Origin of the sequence: Parabacteroides provencensis (genome assembly GCF_900232875.1) — a bacterium.
In the GTDB taxonomy this organism is placed as follows: Bacteria; Bacteroidota; Bacteroidia; order Bacteroidales; family Tannerellaceae; genus Parabacteroides; species Parabacteroides chinchillae.
Map to the genome: position 1 here is coordinate 617,634 of NZ_LT960489.1, position 18,732 is coordinate 636,365.

Below are 18,732 nucleotides of genomic sequence, written 5' to 3' on the forward strand. Positions count from 1 at the left end.
TTCTATTTTATTTTATTTTCTTATTCTTTTTCAGACGCTTGTTCTTTATACACAAAAAGGACTCCCTGAGGATAAAGACCATCCGTATCAAACTTATTAATCAATTTTCCTTCACGAGAGAAGATGTACATGTCTCCGTTAACATTTTTTCCACCAACAGACACATATACGTTACCTGTCAACGGGTCTACATCAATCTCCTGCGGATCGCCATTGATTTTTGTTTCATCCGTTACAAACTTTTCCGAAATCATTTTCTCCGCTTTCGCATCATAAGTAAAGAAATCATAAGTTGTAGCACCGTATTGTTTATAGACACCATAAATCGTATCATTACAAATTGAGACAACAGAAGCCGTACGAATTTCCTTTACCTCGGAAGAACCTTTCTTGAAGTATTGCAATGTATTAGGAATCAAGGTTGCCGGATCTTTTGAATAATTACCCATAGAAACCACATAGGCATCCCCTTCACTATCGGTAATTACACGAGTAGGATTGATAATAACTTCTACATTACGTTTTACTTCAAAAGTGTTCAGGTCTACCACAGAAACTGTTTTATCGTAGTTCGGACTATTTAGACCTCCCGAATTAGCAGTGTACAGCACATCTCCTTTAGCCGATAATTTATCAGGATTCATCCCGACTTTCACCTGTTTGTCTATTTCAAGTGTAGTTGTATCGATACGGGCAACATATCCGTTATACAATGTTGCATATACATAATCGCCTGAAGCTGTCATAGCACGTGGCTTTGCTCCGTTTCCTCCGGCATCTTTCGGTTCGATTGACTTTAATGACTTTAGAGTTGCAGCATCCACAACCTCTATAATCATAGAGTTATAAACCGGAATATAAATCTTTGTTCCATATTGGAAAAATTCCTGGGCAGAATCACCGAGCTTACGACCGTTAACTGTTTCAAAAACATGTCCGGTTATTTTTTTATTCGTTAAGTCATAATAAGATATGCAGCTGTTATTAGATTTTGATTTTCCGCGGTTAATTATATAAAAACCAGCTGTATATTCAGAAGTTTCCGGTGTCGGACTCGGGGTTGGTATCGGATCATCATCATTATCACAAGCAACAAACGACGTCGACATCAAAGCACATAGTGCCGAAATAAAAAACAAATTCTTTCTCTTCATTATATTATATGTATTTTTGAATGGATATTACAAAATAAACGAAACCGTTGCCCTATACGAACGTCCCGGCATCGGATAATACTGGATTACGTCATAATTGATATTACCCAGATTAATTATTTCACCCTGCAGACGTAATTTACATTTATCAAACTTAAATTCACGATTTACAGAGATACCTTGTTCAACGTACCCTTTGATCAGGTTATCAGAGATATTCTGAGGTAATGCATAACGGTCTCCCACAGCAGTCAGGCTATAAGAAAAATTCACCCACGGATTCTCTACGGACAAAGACAAGGAAGCACTGTGTTTCGGAGTATAAGGAATCTGGTCACGATAGTTTTTAGCATCCTCGTCCGTTATATCAATTGCCCGCTGCCACGTATAGGCTCCTTGCAATACGACATCTATTTTATTGCAAACCGGAATTTCCGTAGACACATTCACATCAATTCCGGCTATCGAAACCTCACCCATATTCATCATCTTCCAAATAAACATAGTGGGCAAAGCTACAATCTTATCCCTCACACGGTTATAATAACCATCAGCCGATACACTTAAATAACGGACATATGAAGCAGGCTGTCCACTCCAGGTAAGCCCCAGATTATATTGTGTTGCACGTTCAGGTTTCAATCCCGTATTTCCGATACGTAAATAATACATATCATTAAATGTAGGGACCCGGAATATATCTTTATAAGAAGCCCTGACACGCAAATTCTGATCTGCCAGAATACGCCATGAAGCACTAACCGCAGGGGACAACCGCTTACGATCGGCCGGCGTATCGCCTGACTTAACTTTTTCTGTTATAAACGTTCCCAACAAACTTGCAGTAGCAGTGAATCTTGAGTTCTTATATTGTCCTGCCAATACAGTAAGCAAAGTGTACCGCATAGGGAAGGGACATTCCGGCAATGTATTATCCAACGTGTTCACAAAAAAATCTTGCGTAAGAGAAAAAGATACATACTTCAATGGGGTATACAAAGCAGAAGCGGAACCATAATATTCGTTTTGCGTATACCGGTCATCTTGTTTGCCTCCTTCATACTTATTATCCACGTCCAGATGACGCGTCCACGCATAATTATATTTTAACTGGGCTTGCAGAGCAAAACGTTCATTGAATCTGTTTTCATAATGGGCTTGTGCAAAACCGTTTTTATCCCATAAACGTTCGCCGGCATAGTCATTATACAATATAACAGATCCGGGCAATCCTCTCTCCGAATCGAAATAATACCCTTTTAAACGTAAACTTCCGCCTTTACCAAAATCGCCATATACATTCAATTCTGTACGCCACGTTTCGATATCGCTGTTATAACGTTTTTTCTTTTCTTCCAGTTTTCCGTTCACCAACGTAAAAGGATAGTTTCCGTCGGCCCGCTGCCAATCCCCATAAAGAGATGCCGCCCATCGGTTTCCCAACTTCTGTTCATAACGGAGAGAAGGATTTACCATACCAAAAGAACCGGCTTTCACTTGTGCACGCAGATGGAGAGGAGATAAAGAGAATACAGGTTTAGTTGTCTTTATACTTAATGCGCCAGCCGAAGCATACATACGTGCCGTCTGAAAAATATCATCAGCCTGGCCTATAGACAAAGATACCATTTCTACATTATCCAGTGAAAAACGGCTTATATCCACCTGCCCGCTCTGTGCATCCGTAACAGTAACGCCGTCATAACTTACCGCTGTATGTTTAGCACCTAAACTACGGACAGATACCGTTTTCAAACCGCCTATTCCTCCATAATCCTGCACAGTTACACCGGAAAAACGTTTCACCGCTTCCGACAAATCCTGTACACCCAGCCTTTCAATACCGGCTCTATCCATCAACTGAACCGGTGTTGCTTCACGTGTAACGGAGGGACGAGCCTTTTCCACTACTTCCACACCCGAAAGCCGATGATAAGACACAGTATCTATTCCCTGGGCATAAGATACCACAGCGAAAAACACCCATGCACCTATCAGGTACAACATTTTCTTAACAAACATATCCAGCATAATAACTTGGTTTACCAATTCCTTTACCCGAGGAACCGCATAACAAGAATAATGGCAGGTTTTCTGGCTTGTTCTCCTTTGTCGGCCGCCTTCCCAACAGATCGTTAGTGGCAATCAGAAAGGCCGAGGTTTACAGAACTTACAGCTACGGGTACAGCTCCGGTTTTACACCGGATTCCCTTTTACTAACCGTCCGAGAATACGAAACGATTACACCATAATTCGGTTACAAAGATATATGTTTATTTTATTATAACAATGTTATTATTATTCTTTTAAAAACAATCATAGTATTCTATTTATAAAATACGTATCTTGCAAACGGCAAAAGAAGGAGGTTATATGAAACGGGGACATTTACTTATCATATTAATGCTGATTGCATTAAGCATGCAAGTATGGGCACAAAAAGGATTTACCATTATACAAAACAATGAAGGTAAAATAATCGCGATTCCCAAATTTGAAAATTATGAATTCAATATTCCCAAATTCGCTTATAAATCTTATACACCGGCATCTACCCGCGAAATAGAAAACAGACTGCGGGACTTCATCCCCGAGACTCCGCTCACACTGGACGAGCGTCCTATGGATATGCAGATATTATCCGCTGCTTACCGTCCTTTCTTTAATGTATTCACACCTATGTTAAGGGATGTTTCCCCTATGGCACTGGATTTTGACGAAACAACGTTCAAACCAATAAACGACAATGTAGATTTTATGATAACAGGCCGCCAGTTTACCTGGCCGGGAATGGGAGGCATTACAGAAATTGCCCCTCAGATTGCATGGCATAAAGATAGATGGACTGTCAGCGGCGGAGCATTTGCCGGACGTTTTTTCACGCCGCTTAACCCCAGTCCGGGTTTTATGGGAGGAGTAAACACACAGGTAAGTTACGAAGCAACAAACTGGCTCCGGTTAAAAGCATGGGGACAATACACAATGTATGATAATGACAACAAAAAGAATTCATTCATGATATATAGCCCGTACATGAATCATTCTGCCGTAGGAGGAGCTATGGAATTTAAAATTACCAACAATTTCGGTATAGGAGCCGGTATGCAATATGAATACAATCCTATGCGGCGAAAAATGGAAAGACAGGTACTTGTTTATCCTATATTCGGTAAATAACAATACTACCAGCTTCCATACTTATTCCATGGATCCCATTCCGGAGGGACATTACCGTCAGGCATTGTAAATGAATATGTATCTTGCTGATAACCTGTAAGTACACCAAAACCATTATATACATTTGTATATGTTTCGGACGAACTCGCTATATCTCCCCAATTAATATTGCCAATCCAAATGCCAAAACCGCCTACCATCCTGAAATATTGATAATATGATTCAGAAATAGTCTGTAAATGCACTTTATAAGTAACACGCGTCGAAAGCGTATCGCTTTTATATGAATTCTCAACCGGCGCAACAGACAACCTTACGTTATACGGAACCTGTTTTTTTAGCAAATCATCCGTATAAATGCCATAACTTTGATACTGGGAAACCGACGACATATCTGTCATCTGGAATACTGGATCTTCATAGTTAACCATCAGGAAAGAGCCATACGGCAAATAGCCGTTTATTAAAAAATAACCGTTTAATCCATATCGAGAAACCGAAATCTTTTCCTCGCCCTTTTCATACTCTACTACACGCTCAACAAGCATCCTGTAATAATGCCGCTCAGATTGTTCCTTTTTCATCCTTACCATAAAACGTAAGCTTTCTATATTATAAAAAGGAGATGTCAGAGAGGTAGACTGGAAACGAACCGTATCTACCGACATAATAGGAGTATAAGGCGGAATCGTTACACCGGATGTGGCCGTTTCATATCCCGGGGCTTGTACTTTCAGAGAGAGCTGGTCGCCTGCACGTACATAACATCCGGCCAACTGATACTGTCCTTTGGCAGTCAATGTATCGGTAGGGTCGTCAATGCACTGCATAATCCCTTTATAATTGTTATTCACATACACATGCACGGTTGCATCCGGTAAATAAATATCAGGAACACTATCCAGCAAAAACCAGGTTTTAGAAATAAAAGCGCTCACCGGTTGATCCGGCGAAACGGAAGCATTCAACACAATTTTTGCCGGTACGGGAGGATAATCAAGTTCTACTTCCCGAATACAAGAAATAAAAGCCAACAGCACGAACCAACTACAAAAAAATAACTTCATTTCTAAAATTTATAGGTATAGGAAATGGATGGCATACAAAGGAAAAGGATCGATTGCTGCAAAACAGCTTTCGGCTCATCTTGTGCGCCTTGTCTCCACACCGCTTTCACAGTGAACGGATTTGGTTGCAAATAAACATTATATACACTCAAATTCCAAATCCCCATCCTTCCATTCTTCTTATAACGATAAAAATTAGCACCTAAATCGAGTCTGTGATATGGGGAAAGTTGATAATTGTTCAATGCGCTGGCACCTTGACCGGGCACTTGTGAAATATCACCCGGAATAAAACCATTATTTATTTGCCCGCCGGCTCCCGAATACAAATATTCAGGTATCGTTATATGATTGCCGGAAGCAAAGACCCATGTGCCGGTTAATTCCACTTTCCGGGAAAGACGGCGCGATAAAACGACATTTACTTTATGACGATTATCATAACGATAAGGATAATGCTCGCCACGATTTACCGAACCGTCCGGAAACCAGCGATCCGACCACGACAAAGTATATCCTATCCATCCGGAAGTCTTGCCTATCTTCTTTTGTACCATAAACTCCAATCCGTAAGAACGTCCTTTACCGATACCTACGCGATCTTCCCAGCCGGTAAAGGTATTTTCGGCCAAAGCATGATCTTTATATTCTATCAGATTATTCATTCGCTTATAGTATCCTTCTAAACTAAAGTCATACGATTTATTCAAATTATAACATAAGCTGGCAGACAATTGATGTGCTCCCATCGGAGGAATGCTACTTGTTACCGGTACCCATATATCTGTCGGTTGGCTGATATATGTATCCGATAGTAAATGAACATACTGGTTCATCTTACTATAAGACAGCTTTGCCGACCAGTTCCGTCCTAATACATAACGGGCAGACAAACGCGGCTGCAGGGAATGATATGTTTCTTTCTGAACCATAAATATCGTATATCGCAATCCGGCATTCACCCGTAAACGGTTCGTCAGGCGCATTTCATCTTCGGCATAAAAAGAAACTTCATGTCCGGGAATCCAGGTTTTAATGGTTAACCCGCCTACAGGCATTTGAGAGCTACTTTCCTTTTGCCAGTTTGTTATCGTAGCAAAGTTATTTTCGGGGTGAAAACTATGATACTGATAATCCGATCCGATACGAAGGCGGTGGTTAACAACCGGGCGATAATCAAAAGAAGTACGCAAACTAACATCTTCTATCTCCGACCTATAGCCGCTTTCAAACACAGACAGAAACTTTTGTCCCGGTTCGGTCGGACTATCCGGAGCCTGTCCCTCATAAATAGTAGTACTGATGGACTCTTTCCATATATGGGAGCGGAAGCGGCTATAACCGGCCATTACGTTGGCAAACAATTTATTATTAATCACATAATTCCAACCGGCCGAACCGATCAGATTTCCCCAACGCCAATGAAAGTCATCCTTATCTTCCTCATGCCTGGATTTTTCTCCGTTTCGGAAAGCATCCTGTCCCATATAGAAGCTCAGATAAAGACGGCTCCGATCCGAAAAGGAATGATTCACTTTCGCATTAATATCAAAAAAGTGAAAACCATACGATTGCTTTGTGTTGCTATCTTTGTTGGTAAAAGCTAGAATCGGTGTTGTAAGCAAATCAATCCAGGTACGTCGTACCGATACATTGAATGATGTACGGTCCTTCCAGATCGGTCCTTCCAGATTAGCCCGCGCCGACAGCAAACCGATCGATATATTTCCATGATAATGCTGCCGGTCGCCATCATTTGTACGAACGTCTACAACCGACGAAAGCCTTCCACCATATTCCGCCGGAAAGCTTTCTTTATAAAAGATCGAATTCTTCACTGCATCCGGATTGAATGCGGAGAAGAATCCCAATAAATGATTAATTTGGTAAACCGGATTTCCATCCAGCAAATATAAATTCTGGTCGGCCCCTCCCCCCCGGACAAACAGTCCGGTACTGGCTTCATCTCCTACCGCAACTCCAGGCAATTGTTGTAAAGTTTTTATCAAATCATTTTCTCCCAGCAAAGTTGGCATTGATTTGACTCGCTGCGCAGGCACATCAAAAACACCACTTCTACTGTTCAACACTTCCGAGTCAGGATTCAATCCCCTTACTACAACCTCTTTCAAATTACCGATTGAAGATAAAGACAAATCAACCAACGTATCTTTTGTAAGAATAAAATGTATCTCTCTGGGCTTATAACCTACATAAGAAGTTGAGAGCAGAACCTCGCCGGGCGGAAGCGTTATACTATAAAAACCATAATTATTGGAAACCGAACCTTTACCTGATATTTTTTCTATTATAGTAGCATTCAAAAGGCTCTCATACGAAGCAGAATCCCTAACAAAGCCACTGATAGTAAACAACTGGGGTTTTCGCTTTAATATTATGTACTGCCCGGTTACCCGGTAAATAACAGGAAGAGCCGAAAACAGCCGCTTTAAACAATAGTTTAACGATTCGTCGCGTACAACCAAGGAAACATCCGGCAGGTCTTTTATCAGGGAAGATTCATACGAAAAAAACATTCCGGTTTGTTTTTCCAGTTCCGACAGTATATCCGGCAAAGGAACCCGTTTCATACTTACCGTAACTACCGGTGTAGATTCGGGTAACTGGGCTTCAATCTGTCCTGACAGGCAAGGTAACATCAGCAAACCCAATAGCCATATAAATAATTTGTATGACATAGGTTTTTATTTCTACTCACCCGCTTCCGGCACCAACCGTATATCCAATGTTTGATTTATCACCATCAGTACTTCATCCAGCGGCATATTATTAAATGATGCAGTTAGTTTAGCATCCGGTTTTGTTATCTTATTCGTAATTTTTACCTGATAATAATTACCCAGATCCTCTATTACTTTATTTATCGGCGCATCAGTAAAACGCAATAAACCGGTTTTCCAAGACAGGTAGTTAGCATCTTCCTCTGTCAGTACAGTTATTCCTTTTTTCTCCATAGAGTAACTGGCCGACATTCCGGCCGTTAATATGACTTGTTCTTTTTCCTTTCCGGCAGTAAAGCTTACTTTACCGGTCTCCACATTCACCTCTACGGAATTTCGTGGAGTTTCAACCTGGAAACTCGTACCCAAAACCCGTATTTCAGCTAAATCAGCTTCTACAAAGAAAGGGCGCGTTTCATTCCGCTTCACCTGAAAAAATGCTTTTCCTTTCATCTCCACAACGCGCCGGTCTTTCCCGTAGTTTTTCACATCATAACGAATCCATGAATCACCTGCCAAAGAAATCAGTGTACTGTCCGGCAGGTAGATATCTTTCTTTTGTCCGGCAACAGTGGAAATAGCTACCCAATCAGGCCGACTCTGTTCCCATACATAAAACGTTCCGATTCCGATAAGCAAAAGTACAACTGCAGCTGCTTGTACCAGATAACGCATAAGAGGGATTCTGCGGCTTACTTTACGACCTGAAGCAAAATTTTCCCAGGCTTTATCCGCATCCAAAGATCCTTCTTTGTAATGTTTGGCTACAAAGCGAATATGTTGTTCTAATTTGTCATCGTACTCGTTATTCATCATTTTAGTATTATCACCGGACTATGTCCGTAATTATTTTCCTAATTTAAATTTATAGCCTATAGAAAGACTGATCGTATGAAATTTCAAATCGGCCTTTCCATATTCAAACTCCTTTCCAAGAGAAGCATCATAGCCAATATTCGCAACCAGTTGCTTTACCTCTATTCCAGCTTGAAAAGAAAGTCCCCAGTCAAAAGCATTATAGCCCTGGACTTTTATTGTATTTTCACTGCCTCCCCAAGAGCCATAGCCACCCTCACCATAGCTTTTATAGCCTGTATAATATGTTGACATCCTATCTGATAAAGAAGCCGCAATATATGGTCCTGCCGCTAAATGCAAACGCACATCATCCGAAAGACGGAACGAGAAGTCAGCCAATAACGGTACTTGCAGGAAATTCCGCTTCACCTTCATATTTACTACCCCTGCGTCAGGTTCATTCGGGTCGCCCGCTTCCGGAGTTTTAAAATAGCTTTCACTATATCCGCGTTGCGTAAAATATAAACCGGATTTGAGTGCAAACCACCCGGGTTTAAATGTATATTCAACGCCCACTCCGCCTTTAAACCGAGGGCTCCAGTCATAATTGCCTCCAAAATATACAAACTTATCACCTCCCCGTTTAATGGCAGTCATCCCCAATTCAGGCGTCAGCGACCATTGTTGTGCATTTACAGAAACCACACACATTATCAACATCACAAATAATACCAACTTCTTCATACTCTCTTCTTTTAGTGATTAAACTTTGAATATCCTTTCATCACTAAGACAAGGAAAGTAAAAAAACCCCTACTACGCCAACCCAAAAATAAAACAATAAATACGCACAACCGTTTCCCGCAAAGCTTTAAGCGCTTTTCCCATCTGGTTTTCAACCGTCTTTACAGACAAATTTAATTCATCTGCAATTTCCTGGTATTTCAAACCATCACGTTTAGAAAGCAAAAATATTTTCTTCCGTTCGGGTGGCAGTTTATCAATGGCTTGCCAAAGACGTGCATCTCTTTCGGAACAACGAATCTGTTCTTCTTCCGAAGTATCTTCCATATCCGGCAGTACATCTGTAGCCTGAGCCATTGGCGATTGAGAGATAAAAGAAAGAGAACGATTGCGTACAGCCTGATATAAATAGGCTTTCAGGTTACCAATAAGCAGACCTTCGCTATTTTTATCCCACACATCAGCAAAAGCCTGCTGAACAATATCTTCGGCATCATCTAACCGGTCTATATACCGAAGCGCGAACAAACACAAGGGCTTATACAAGCTCTTGAAATTCCGTTCAAATTCTTCAGTAGTAAATGCTGCCATGCAAAAGGCTATTAATCTGCGCGGAAACCTATAATTTCACGAACTTCGCGTAAAGTCTTCGCTGCATTCTCGCTTGCTCTCTCCGCACCCATACGGGCTACTTTATTCAAGTAGTCATCGTTTGCAGCAATATCAAGGATACGTTCGCGAATCGGAGCACAGAAACTGTTTATATCTTCCGCCAGTTGTTTCTTCATATCGCCATAACGGATTTCGCAATTATTATATTTCTCATTAAAATAATCGTATGTATCCTTGGTAGATACAATCTCCATCATAGTGAAAAGATTGGCTATCGGTTCCGGCTTTATACTATTCGGCTCCGTTGGTCCCGCATCGCTAACGGCTTTCATTACTTTCTTCTTAATCGTTTTTTCGTCGTCAACCAGATAGATAGCATTGCCTTCACTTTTACCCATCTTTCCGGATCCATCCAGTCCTGGCACTTTTATAGCCTTTGCAGACATGTGGAAAGAAGCCGGTTCCGGGAAAAAGTCCACATTATAAGTAGAGTTGAAACGGCGGGCAAAACGACGAGCCATTTCCATATTCTGCTCTTGATCTTTACCAACAGGCACTTTTAATGCCTTATGTATAATAATATCGGCAGCCATCAATGTAGGATAAGTCAATAAACCGGCACTTACACTATGCTTGTTGCCTTCGTTGAATATCTCTTTTTCCACATCACTATCGTCATTACTGTCGCGGTTAATATGAAGTTGTTGACGGGCTTTATCTTTGAAAGAGGCCGTGCGCATCAATTCTCCGATACCGGCATTCATATTCAAATAAAGATACAGTTCTGCAACTTCACGCACGTCGCTTTGCATATAGATAGTTGCCTTTTCCGGATCTATGCCGCAAGCCAGATATTCGGATAATATAGTTTTTACACTCTTGCGTAAATTTTCAGGATGCGGATGTGTGGTCAACGAATGCCAGTCAGCAATAAAGAAATAGCAATTATACTCATTCTGCATCTGCAGAAAGCTCTTTACTGCTCCGAAGTAGTTACCTAAATGCAGGTTACCGGTTGGCCGTATGCCACTTACAACTGTTTCCATTTTCGTTCTGTTTTATAATTCAATGATCGCAAAGATAATAAACATTATATAGATTAAAGGTCTATAGTTCTTATTTCTACGAGAGCCTAAAGTTATACAGTCCGCAAACAAGACAAATAAAACAATTAAAAATCAAATGATTAAACATAAACAGAGAGTCATTATGTAAACCAACAGAAAAATAACTTTTTCTTTTAAAATATTTTTATTATACTTACATCGTTTTATCAAAACACATAAACAAAGAGAAAAGCTATCCTTTATTTGTGAGCTATTTATATTATAAGCCCATTGCCGATTTAAATTTATATTTTATAATGGAAGATAGCAAAATTAGGCATAGCAATAAAAAGGCATCTTAAATTCATCCTGATGATTTTGTAAAATGATCCCGATGAAATTATAAAATCATCGGGATAAACCGGAAAGATAAAAAAATCAATAAAAACAACATTCTAACAAATAAAGCATCATTTTATAAGTTTCCTTCATCAATATCGAAGTCCACTGTTTCATCAATGATTAAGCGATATCCTTTTCCTCGAACATTTTCTACTTTCAAAACCGGAATTTTAGCGATAGATTCACGAAGTCTTTTAACGGATTGTGTCAATCTATTGGTAGGATCGGCCAACTTCCCCCACAATGCTTCAACTATATCTTCATAACTCTTATAATAATCAGGGCTGTAGAAAAGTAGTTTTAACAAAAGCACCGATTGATCCGTCATATCATACCTCATACCGGCAAAAGAAATCGCACAATGGTCTGTTTCTAAAATAACATCCTGAGTTATACGAATCATACTTGCCGAAAGTTCTGAAACATCCTTAGGGTTATCCGCACTCTCGGATACCTTATCTTCGTGTGAGTTGGTCTCCAAATTAAATACCCTATTCTTATAGTAGTACATTGTCCCAAATAAAGCCAGCATTACTGCAACCCATACACATAGCAAAATAAAAAACGGACTTTTGTGTTTTGTAAAAATGCAATAAGGATGAATTTTAATAAAAGCTTGGACAAGAATTTCCTTTTGTACGCCCAATTCTATTTTGCCTGTAGAATAGGCATGAACTGAAACAGATTCAAAATTATTACTGACATGTTCTATATTCCGAACTTTATCTACATACAAAACACCCGTTTCTGCTAATATATCGTTCTTTTTTAACTCTTCATGAAAGAGACTATCTAAGGAATTTACTTTTATTGGACTTTTAATAAATAAAAGAGATTGAAATATCATTTCTTGCTTATTTTCAATAGATAAATTACGAATATCATTTGTGGACTGTTCGTTGCCTGATTTATTTTCATTTTTGACAACAATACTATCAGTACTGCCTATTGGATCAAATGTATATGAGTAAAATACATGTGCCTCTTTTAACCGTTTATTCATATCCAAAGATAATGACCGATAAAACACACTTATCGCTTCTTTTTGAACCTCATCATATGTCTTTCTATAAATAACATTAAACTCAATAATAAAAGAAACACAAACTAATAACACAACCAGTGAAACAATCAACGTATTTGGAATTGTTTTCTTTCCCATCTATATTTTATTTTTACCACAAAGATATAAATTGTTGTAACAAAGAAAAATAAGAAATTAACAAACCATACTAATAAACTAAATGTCATTAAAATGTCATTATTTTTAGCGACTTTTTTACTCATTATAAAATATATTTGTGACATAAATCAATCTTTTTTAAAATGAAAAAACATAAGACTCTCAAAATTCTATTAATTGTTAGCGTTATTGCTGCAGGCTGCTTTTTTATTCCTAAAAAAAATGACATCCATAATCTAGCGTTCAATAATATTGAAGCATTAGCTGGAGGAGAAGGATCATCAACCGGATGTATGGGAACCGGTTCTATAGAATGTTATGGTCATTACGTAGAAATAAAAATCAGTGGTGTAAGACTGGTTCCTAAAGGGGAAGAAGAATGAAAAAGTTCCTATACATATTATTAATTGTATGTGGGCTTACATCCTGTAATAAAAAGAAAATAACCAATCCACGTTATACTAGTTTTCCCGATGAAAAGGCATTAAGAGCGCAGGTTATTTCTTTAGATACTGCCTTGTTCCGTTATCCTTTCCGGATAACGGTCAAGGACAGTATCGCTTTAGTATTAGACTTACATAATGCTGATCATTTCTTCCATGCCTTTTCTTATCCGGACTGGAAACATATCGTTTCTTTCGGAAAAAGAGGTGAAGGCCCCGAAGAAATGCAATCCGGAGAAAAAGTCCAATTCAACTCGCCTGATTCCGTATGGATATTAGATGCCAATAAAATGGAAATTACGCGTTGGAGCATCTCTCGTGCAAACCACTCCGCTAAAAGGGCAGAAGCTATCAAGTTAGACAAGGCACTGGTAAGGACACTTGATTTTTGTAAAACAAATTCAGGTTTCCTGACAACAAACTATCTTGGCGAATTTCGCTATAACGAAGTATCGAATGAAGGTAAACTAACAAAATCGGATGGCTATATACCAACAGAAACTGACTACGAAGAAATATCGTTACCGGCTCTGGCTCAGGCATGGCGTACCTTTATAGGCTATAACCCCAATAACGGGATATTGGCTATGGTTACCCAGCTTGGCGAAGTCTTGGAAATCTATGATCTAAAAAACAAAACTCACTCTGTGTTTTACGGGCCGCAAGGCGAGCCTCGATTCAGAATTGTAGAAGGAGATTACGTTCCGACCGGTATTATGGGATTCAGCGACATAAAAGTTACCGACAAGTACATTTATGCCGTATTCCACAATCGTTCTTTCAAAGAGATAGGTGAAGCCTATAAACGAGGTGAGAACCCCGAAAGTGGCGGTCGTTATATTTATGTATTCAATTTGAAAGGTGAGCCTGTCAAAAAGTATACATTAGACCATGCTATTTACGGTATTGACGTGAATGAACAAACCGGAACAATTTTCGCTACGGATGTAAATCATGATGAACCTCTTTTAGAGTTCAGGATATGAAAGGAGTAAGAAATACAACTGCCGGTGTTTTCTTGTTCCTTTCATTTCTCATGCTAATTGCATGTAACGGGAACAAAAAAGAAAAAATTGCCAAACTGGTACAAGAGTGGCAAGGAAAGGAAATTGTGTTTCCTCCCAACCCGGTCTTTACTACATTAAGTTCAGACACTATAGATTTTCATGTTCCCGAATCAAAATACAAAGTTGTGGTATATGTAGATTCTTTCGGATGCATTAGTTGTAAACTGCAATTAGAGAAATGGAAAGGATTTATAGCTTATACCGACTCGCTGACAAACGGGCAAGTGCCCTTTCTTTTCTTTTTCCATCCAAAAAATGAGAAAGAATTAAAATACATATTCAGACGAGATAAATTCGACTATCCGGTTTGCATTGATCTGGACGACCAGTTGAACAGATTAAACCAATTCCCCACAGAAATGAATTTCCAGACTTTTTTGTTAGACAAAAACAATAAAGTGCTGGTTATCGGCAATCCGGTACACAATCTGGCTATAAAAGATTTATATATTAACCAGTTAACTGAAACATCCCTCCCTGACGCCAAAAGTAAAATGACAACCGTAGAAACCAATGTTCCGGAAATAGACTTAGGTACATTCAAAAACTCCGAAACACGGGAAGCTACTTTTATTCTAAAAAACACAGGAAATTACCCGCTTGTAATAATAGATGCAAGTACGACTTGTGGCTGTGCAAGCGTCTCATTTGATAAAAATCCGGCACAAACTAATGAGACACTCCAACTCCATGTAGCAATGACACCTAAAGAAGCAGGCAGTTTTAACGAAACAATTACGGTAAAGTGTAACACGGGAAACTTTGTCAAATTACAAATCAAAGGTAAAGCCTTATAAAAAACCATTTACTCTTAAATGAGACGCCATTTAAAATGGCGATTATATGAAGACATTGAAAGAACATATTACCCGGGCGGTAAATGGCACAGTAAATATCCTATGGATAGGATGTATAATGATTGTCATTGCATTCGTTTTGCAAGTATTCGTTTTCAGTTCATTCAGAATCCCCAGCGATTCGATGAGCCCGGAATTGATAGAGGGGGATAATGTAGTAGTATGTAAACTCACTATCGGACCGCGTTTATTCAATATATTTGCTTCATTACGTGGAGAAAAAACTCCGGTATACCGTTTACCCGGATTTAAGGAAATAGAAAGGAACGATGTCCTCGTTTTCCACCATCTCCATCCTAATACCTGGGATAAATTAGAAATGCACATGATGAAATATTACATCAAACGGTGTATCGGTTTGCCGGGTGATACATTACTTATACAAAATGGGTTCTATAAAATAAAAGGAACAGACATCCAAATAGGAAACCGGGAAGCCCAAACACATCTTTCTTTGCGCAACAAGCAAACTTTTGAAGAGAGTGTTTATATTACTTATCCGTACGACTCCATCATGCAATGGAATATCAAAGATTTCGGGCCTTTATATATTCCGAAAGCGAACGATAAAATCAGTATGGACAGAACCAGCTACCACTTATATTGGAAATTAATAGAATGGGAACAGCAAAAAAAACTAATATATAAAGACTCGTTAGTGTATCTCGGCAATCAACCAATATCAGAATACCAATTCCAAAAGAATTATTATTTCATGGGAGGAGACAAGGCGGATAACTCGCAAGATTCAAGATATTGGGGACTTTTGCCCGAAGATTATATTGTCGGAAAGGCATGGCTTATATGGAAATCATCGGATCCTTATACCGAAACATATCACTGGAAACGTTTTTTTAAAACCATCGACTGACAATTATGCAAATTAAATCATCCTCTATTATGAATGCTTTACTATCATATTTATGTCTTCTTTTCCTCTCTATCAGTGGAATGTTATTATTATGTACCGTATTTGCGGCAAACGCAGACCTGGTAAACGGAATGGTGGCAGGAAAAACCTGCTGGTTTCATATTATGATGTTAGCTTTTGCAGCCAGCACCTTATTTATGGAAATGGTCATTAAGAAAACCAACAATATTAAGTTCATGGCGGCAGACGGATTAATACTGTTATACGCCGCCATCATCCTGATGACCTACAATTGGACACTAAACCCCGAACCGGAAAAATTATTATTCGGCGGACAACTGATTATGCTTTGGTTCATGATACGGCTGGCAATCAAGAACTATCCATCGTTGCTAATGTTCTTCATTTCCATCATTATATGCACCGGCATACTCGAAGCAAGATGGGGGATGATGCAATTGTACGGGCTCAAGATTTCCAACCATCCGCTTTTCAACCTTACCGGCTCTTTTTTCAATCCCGGGCCATTCAGCGGATATATCGCAGCAATCCTTCCTGTAAGTTTCGGAGTTATGCTACGATTCAGCAACTGTAGGAAATCGGATCTATCCAATCCAAGAACAACTCTTTACTATCTGGCATGGATATCCATTATCTCAATTATACTGATTCTTCCGGCAGGTATGAGCCGGTCGGCATGGATAGCTGCCACCGTATCCTGCATTTGGGTATATGTTACATACCGGATCGGCTGGAAAGGCATGTATACTTTTTGGGAAAAACATCGTAAAAGATGTATCGGTTTTCTGGTGCTGGGCATAGCAGCACTGTGCGTAGGGCTTGTTGCCATCTATACAATAAAGAAAGATTCGGCTAACGGTAGGTTATTAATGTGGAGTATTACGGCAAAAGCAATAGAAAAGCATCCGTTAAAAGGTATTGGCCTAGGGGGCTTTCCTGCTGTTTATGCGCAAACACAGGCGGAGTATTTCGCCTCAGGAAAAGCCTCGGAAACAGAAAAGTTTGTAGCCGGTTGTCCGGAATATGCATTTAATGAATTTCTACAGATAGGATTGGAACAAGGTCTTTTTGGGCTTATCATTTTTCTTGTTTGGGTTGGTTTCGTTTTGTTTTACGGAATAAAAAGTAAACGGTACGGTACAACCGGAGGAATAATTGCACTCATGATCTTTGCTTTTTCTTCTTATCCGTTCCAATTGCCTTCATTCTGGATTCTGCTCATTTTCTATTCGGTCATTTGTGTATCTACCAATAAAATAAAAGGAAAAAGCCTGGCCGGAAATCAAAGAAGGTTTCCGTATATCGGATTTATAACGGCACTTAGTTGCGGGCTGCTGTTTATAGAACAAAAAGATATGCAAAATGTCTATACACAATGGTCGAGAGCCAAAGCATTATACAGTAACAAAGGCTACTGGGGAGCTCTAGACAGTTACATGATGCTATATCCCCAACTACGCCATAAGCATGAATTTCTGTTTGAATATTCCCAATGCCTGAGCAAAACCGGAAAATACGAGCAGGCAAATGCATTGCTACAACGAGCCATACAACTCAGTTCCGACCCTATGCTCTATTATATGATGGCAAAGAACGAGCAATCATTAAGAAAATACGACCAGGCTGAAAAACACTTACTCTATGCCATTAATATTTTACCCGAACGGATTTACCCCTATTATCTGCTTGTCAAGTTATACGCGGAACCGGATTTCTATCAACCGGAGAAATTGAAAAACGCGGCTTACGTCGTAATGAACAAGCAACCGAAGGTAGAAAGTACGGCTATAAAAGAAATGCGAAAAGAAGTCCGGAAACAGGTTTCATCTATGAGCCAATAAAATCTTTCAATCGAAAACCTTGCTGTATCGGGAATTGTTATTATATTTTTGTGACATCAAACAAAATCAAATAATAATAATTTTATAAGGTATTAATCATGGAAACAATTATTAATTCACAAATTCCCGAGTTCAGTGTCCAGGCATTCCATAATGGTAATTTCAAAACTGTAACTAACGAAGATTTAAAAGGCAAATGGGCTATCTTCTTCTTTTATCCGGCAGACTTTACGTTTGTATGTCCGACCGAATTGGTAGATATGGCTGAAAAATACGATCAGTTCCAGGCTATGGGCGTAGAAATATACTCAGTAAGTACAGATTCACACTTCGTACATAAAGCATGGCACGACGCTTCCGAATCTATCCGTAAGATCAAATATCCGATGCTGGCAGACCCGACAGGTTTTCTTAGCCGCGCATTCGGTGTAATGATTGAAGAAGAAGGTATGGCATACCGAGGTACATTCCTTGTAAATCCGGAAGGTAAGATCAAAGTTGCCGAGATTCATGACAATGGCATCGGACGCGATGCATCTGAACTGATGCGCAAAGTAGAAGCAGCTCAATTCGTGGCTTCACATCCGAACGAAGTTTGTCCGGCAAAATGGAAAAAAGGTGAAGCAACACTGAAACCAAGTATTGATCTGGTCGGTAAGATCTAAATAAAACCAGACAGAGGCCGGCAAGATAAATTGCCGGCCTTTT

The 18,732-nt window shown here is 39.4% G+C and carries 16 protein-coding genes and 1 riboswitch; of the genes, 7 read left to right on the forward strand and 9 right to left on the reverse strand.

Annotated features, from left to right (window positions below; genetic code table 11):
- Positions 1-20 precede the first annotated feature (20 nt).
- Positions 21-1,154, reverse strand: coding sequence for a YncE family protein (locus CTY47_RS09515; protein ID WP_099464524.1), 1,134 nt, complete (start codon positions 1,152-1,154; stop codon positions 21-23).
- 27 nt (positions 1,155-1,181) lie between these two features.
- Positions 1,182-3,185 (reverse strand): TonB-dependent receptor, encoded by a 2,004-nt coding sequence (locus CTY47_RS09520; protein ID WP_099464867.1) that lies wholly within the window; start codon positions 3,183-3,185, stop codon positions 1,182-1,184.
- Between the two features lie 36 nt (positions 3,186-3,221).
- Positions 3,222-3,420: riboswitch (cobalamin riboswitch) on the reverse strand.
- 107 nt (positions 3,421-3,527) lie between these two features.
- Between CTY47_RS09520 and CTY47_RS09525 the strand changes: the two genes are divergently transcribed.
- Complete coding sequence (locus CTY47_RS09525; RefSeq protein WP_099464868.1) at positions 3,528-4,331, forward strand: hypothetical protein; 804 nt, start codon at positions 3,528-3,530, stop codon at positions 4,329-4,331.
- A gap of 5 nt (positions 4,332-4,336) precedes the next feature.
- Here CTY47_RS09525 and CTY47_RS09530 read toward each other — a convergent pair whose 3' ends face one another.
- The 7 genes from CTY47_RS09530 to CTY47_RS09560 form a co-directional block, all read right to left on the reverse strand.
- On the reverse strand, positions 4,337-5,398 hold the full coding sequence (locus tag CTY47_RS09530; protein WP_099464525.1) for a DUF4249 domain-containing protein: 1,062 nt from the start codon (positions 5,396-5,398) through the stop codon (positions 4,337-4,339).
- A 2-nt stretch (positions 5,399-5,400) separates the two neighbouring features.
- Positions 5,401-8,097, reverse strand: a complete 2,697-nt coding sequence (locus CTY47_RS09535) for a TonB-dependent receptor (RefSeq protein WP_099464526.1) — start codon at positions 8,095-8,097, stop codon at positions 5,401-5,403.
- Positions 8,098-8,109: 12 nt separating this feature from the next.
- Positions 8,110-8,955 (reverse strand): FecR family protein, encoded by an 846-nt coding sequence (locus CTY47_RS09540; RefSeq protein WP_099464527.1) that lies wholly within the window; start codon positions 8,953-8,955, stop codon positions 8,110-8,112.
- A 30-nt stretch (positions 8,956-8,985) separates the two neighbouring features.
- Positions 8,986-9,681 carry a porin family protein gene (locus tag CTY47_RS09545; RefSeq protein WP_099464528.1) on the reverse strand — a complete coding sequence of 232 codons (696 nt, stop codon included), beginning with the start codon at positions 9,679-9,681 and terminating at the stop codon, positions 8,986-8,988.
- Between the two features lie 72 nt (positions 9,682-9,753).
- Positions 9,754-10,272 carry an RNA polymerase sigma-70 factor gene (locus CTY47_RS09550; protein ID WP_099464529.1) on the reverse strand — a complete coding sequence of 173 codons (519 nt, stop codon included), beginning with the start codon at positions 10,270-10,272 and terminating at the stop codon, positions 9,754-9,756.
- 11 nt (positions 10,273-10,283) lie between these two features.
- Entirely contained in the window at positions 10,284-11,339 is a 1,056-nt protein-coding gene (gene trpS / locus CTY47_RS09555) for a tryptophan--tRNA ligase (RefSeq protein WP_099464530.1), read from the reverse strand.
- Between the two features lie 475 nt (positions 11,340-11,814).
- Complete coding sequence (locus CTY47_RS09560) at positions 11,815-12,903, reverse strand: winged helix-turn-helix domain-containing protein (RefSeq protein ID WP_099464531.1); 1,089 nt, start codon at positions 12,901-12,903, stop codon at positions 11,815-11,817.
- Positions 12,904-13,067: 164 nt separating this feature from the next.
- Between CTY47_RS09560 and CTY47_RS09565 the strand changes: the two genes are divergently transcribed.
- The 6 genes from CTY47_RS09565 (at position 13,068) to ahpC (ending at position 18,689) form a co-directional block, all read left to right on the forward strand.
- Complete coding sequence (locus CTY47_RS09565) at positions 13,068-13,307, forward strand: NVEALA domain-containing protein (RefSeq protein WP_099464532.1); 240 nt, start codon at positions 13,068-13,070, stop codon at positions 13,305-13,307.
- Positions 13,304-14,353: a BF3164 family lipoprotein gene (locus CTY47_RS09570; protein ID WP_099464533.1), complete on the forward strand. Its 1,050-nt coding sequence runs from the start codon at positions 13,304-13,306 to the stop codon at positions 14,351-14,353. The genes CTY47_RS09565 and CTY47_RS09570 overlap by 4 nt, the downstream gene beginning before the upstream one ends.
- Positions 14,350-15,231: a DUF1573 domain-containing protein gene (locus CTY47_RS09575; RefSeq protein ID WP_099464534.1), complete on the forward strand. Its 882-nt coding sequence runs from the start codon at positions 14,350-14,352 to the stop codon at positions 15,229-15,231. The genes CTY47_RS09570 and CTY47_RS09575 overlap by 4 nt, the downstream gene beginning before the upstream one ends.
- A gap of 46 nt (positions 15,232-15,277) precedes the next feature.
- Positions 15,278-16,162 (forward strand): signal peptidase I, encoded by an 885-nt coding sequence (gene lepB / locus CTY47_RS09580; RefSeq protein WP_099464535.1) that lies wholly within the window; start codon positions 15,278-15,280, stop codon positions 16,160-16,162.
- Between the two features lie 29 nt (positions 16,163-16,191).
- Positions 16,192-18,024 (forward strand): O-antigen ligase family protein, encoded by a 1,833-nt coding sequence (locus CTY47_RS09585; protein ID WP_099464869.1) that lies wholly within the window; start codon positions 16,192-16,194, stop codon positions 18,022-18,024.
- Positions 18,025-18,122: 98 nt separating this feature from the next.
- Positions 18,123-18,689, forward strand: coding sequence for an alkyl hydroperoxide reductase subunit C (gene ahpC / locus CTY47_RS09590; RefSeq protein ID WP_099464536.1), 567 nt, complete (start codon positions 18,123-18,125; stop codon positions 18,687-18,689).
- The last annotated feature ends 43 nt before the right edge of the window (positions 18,690-18,732 follow it).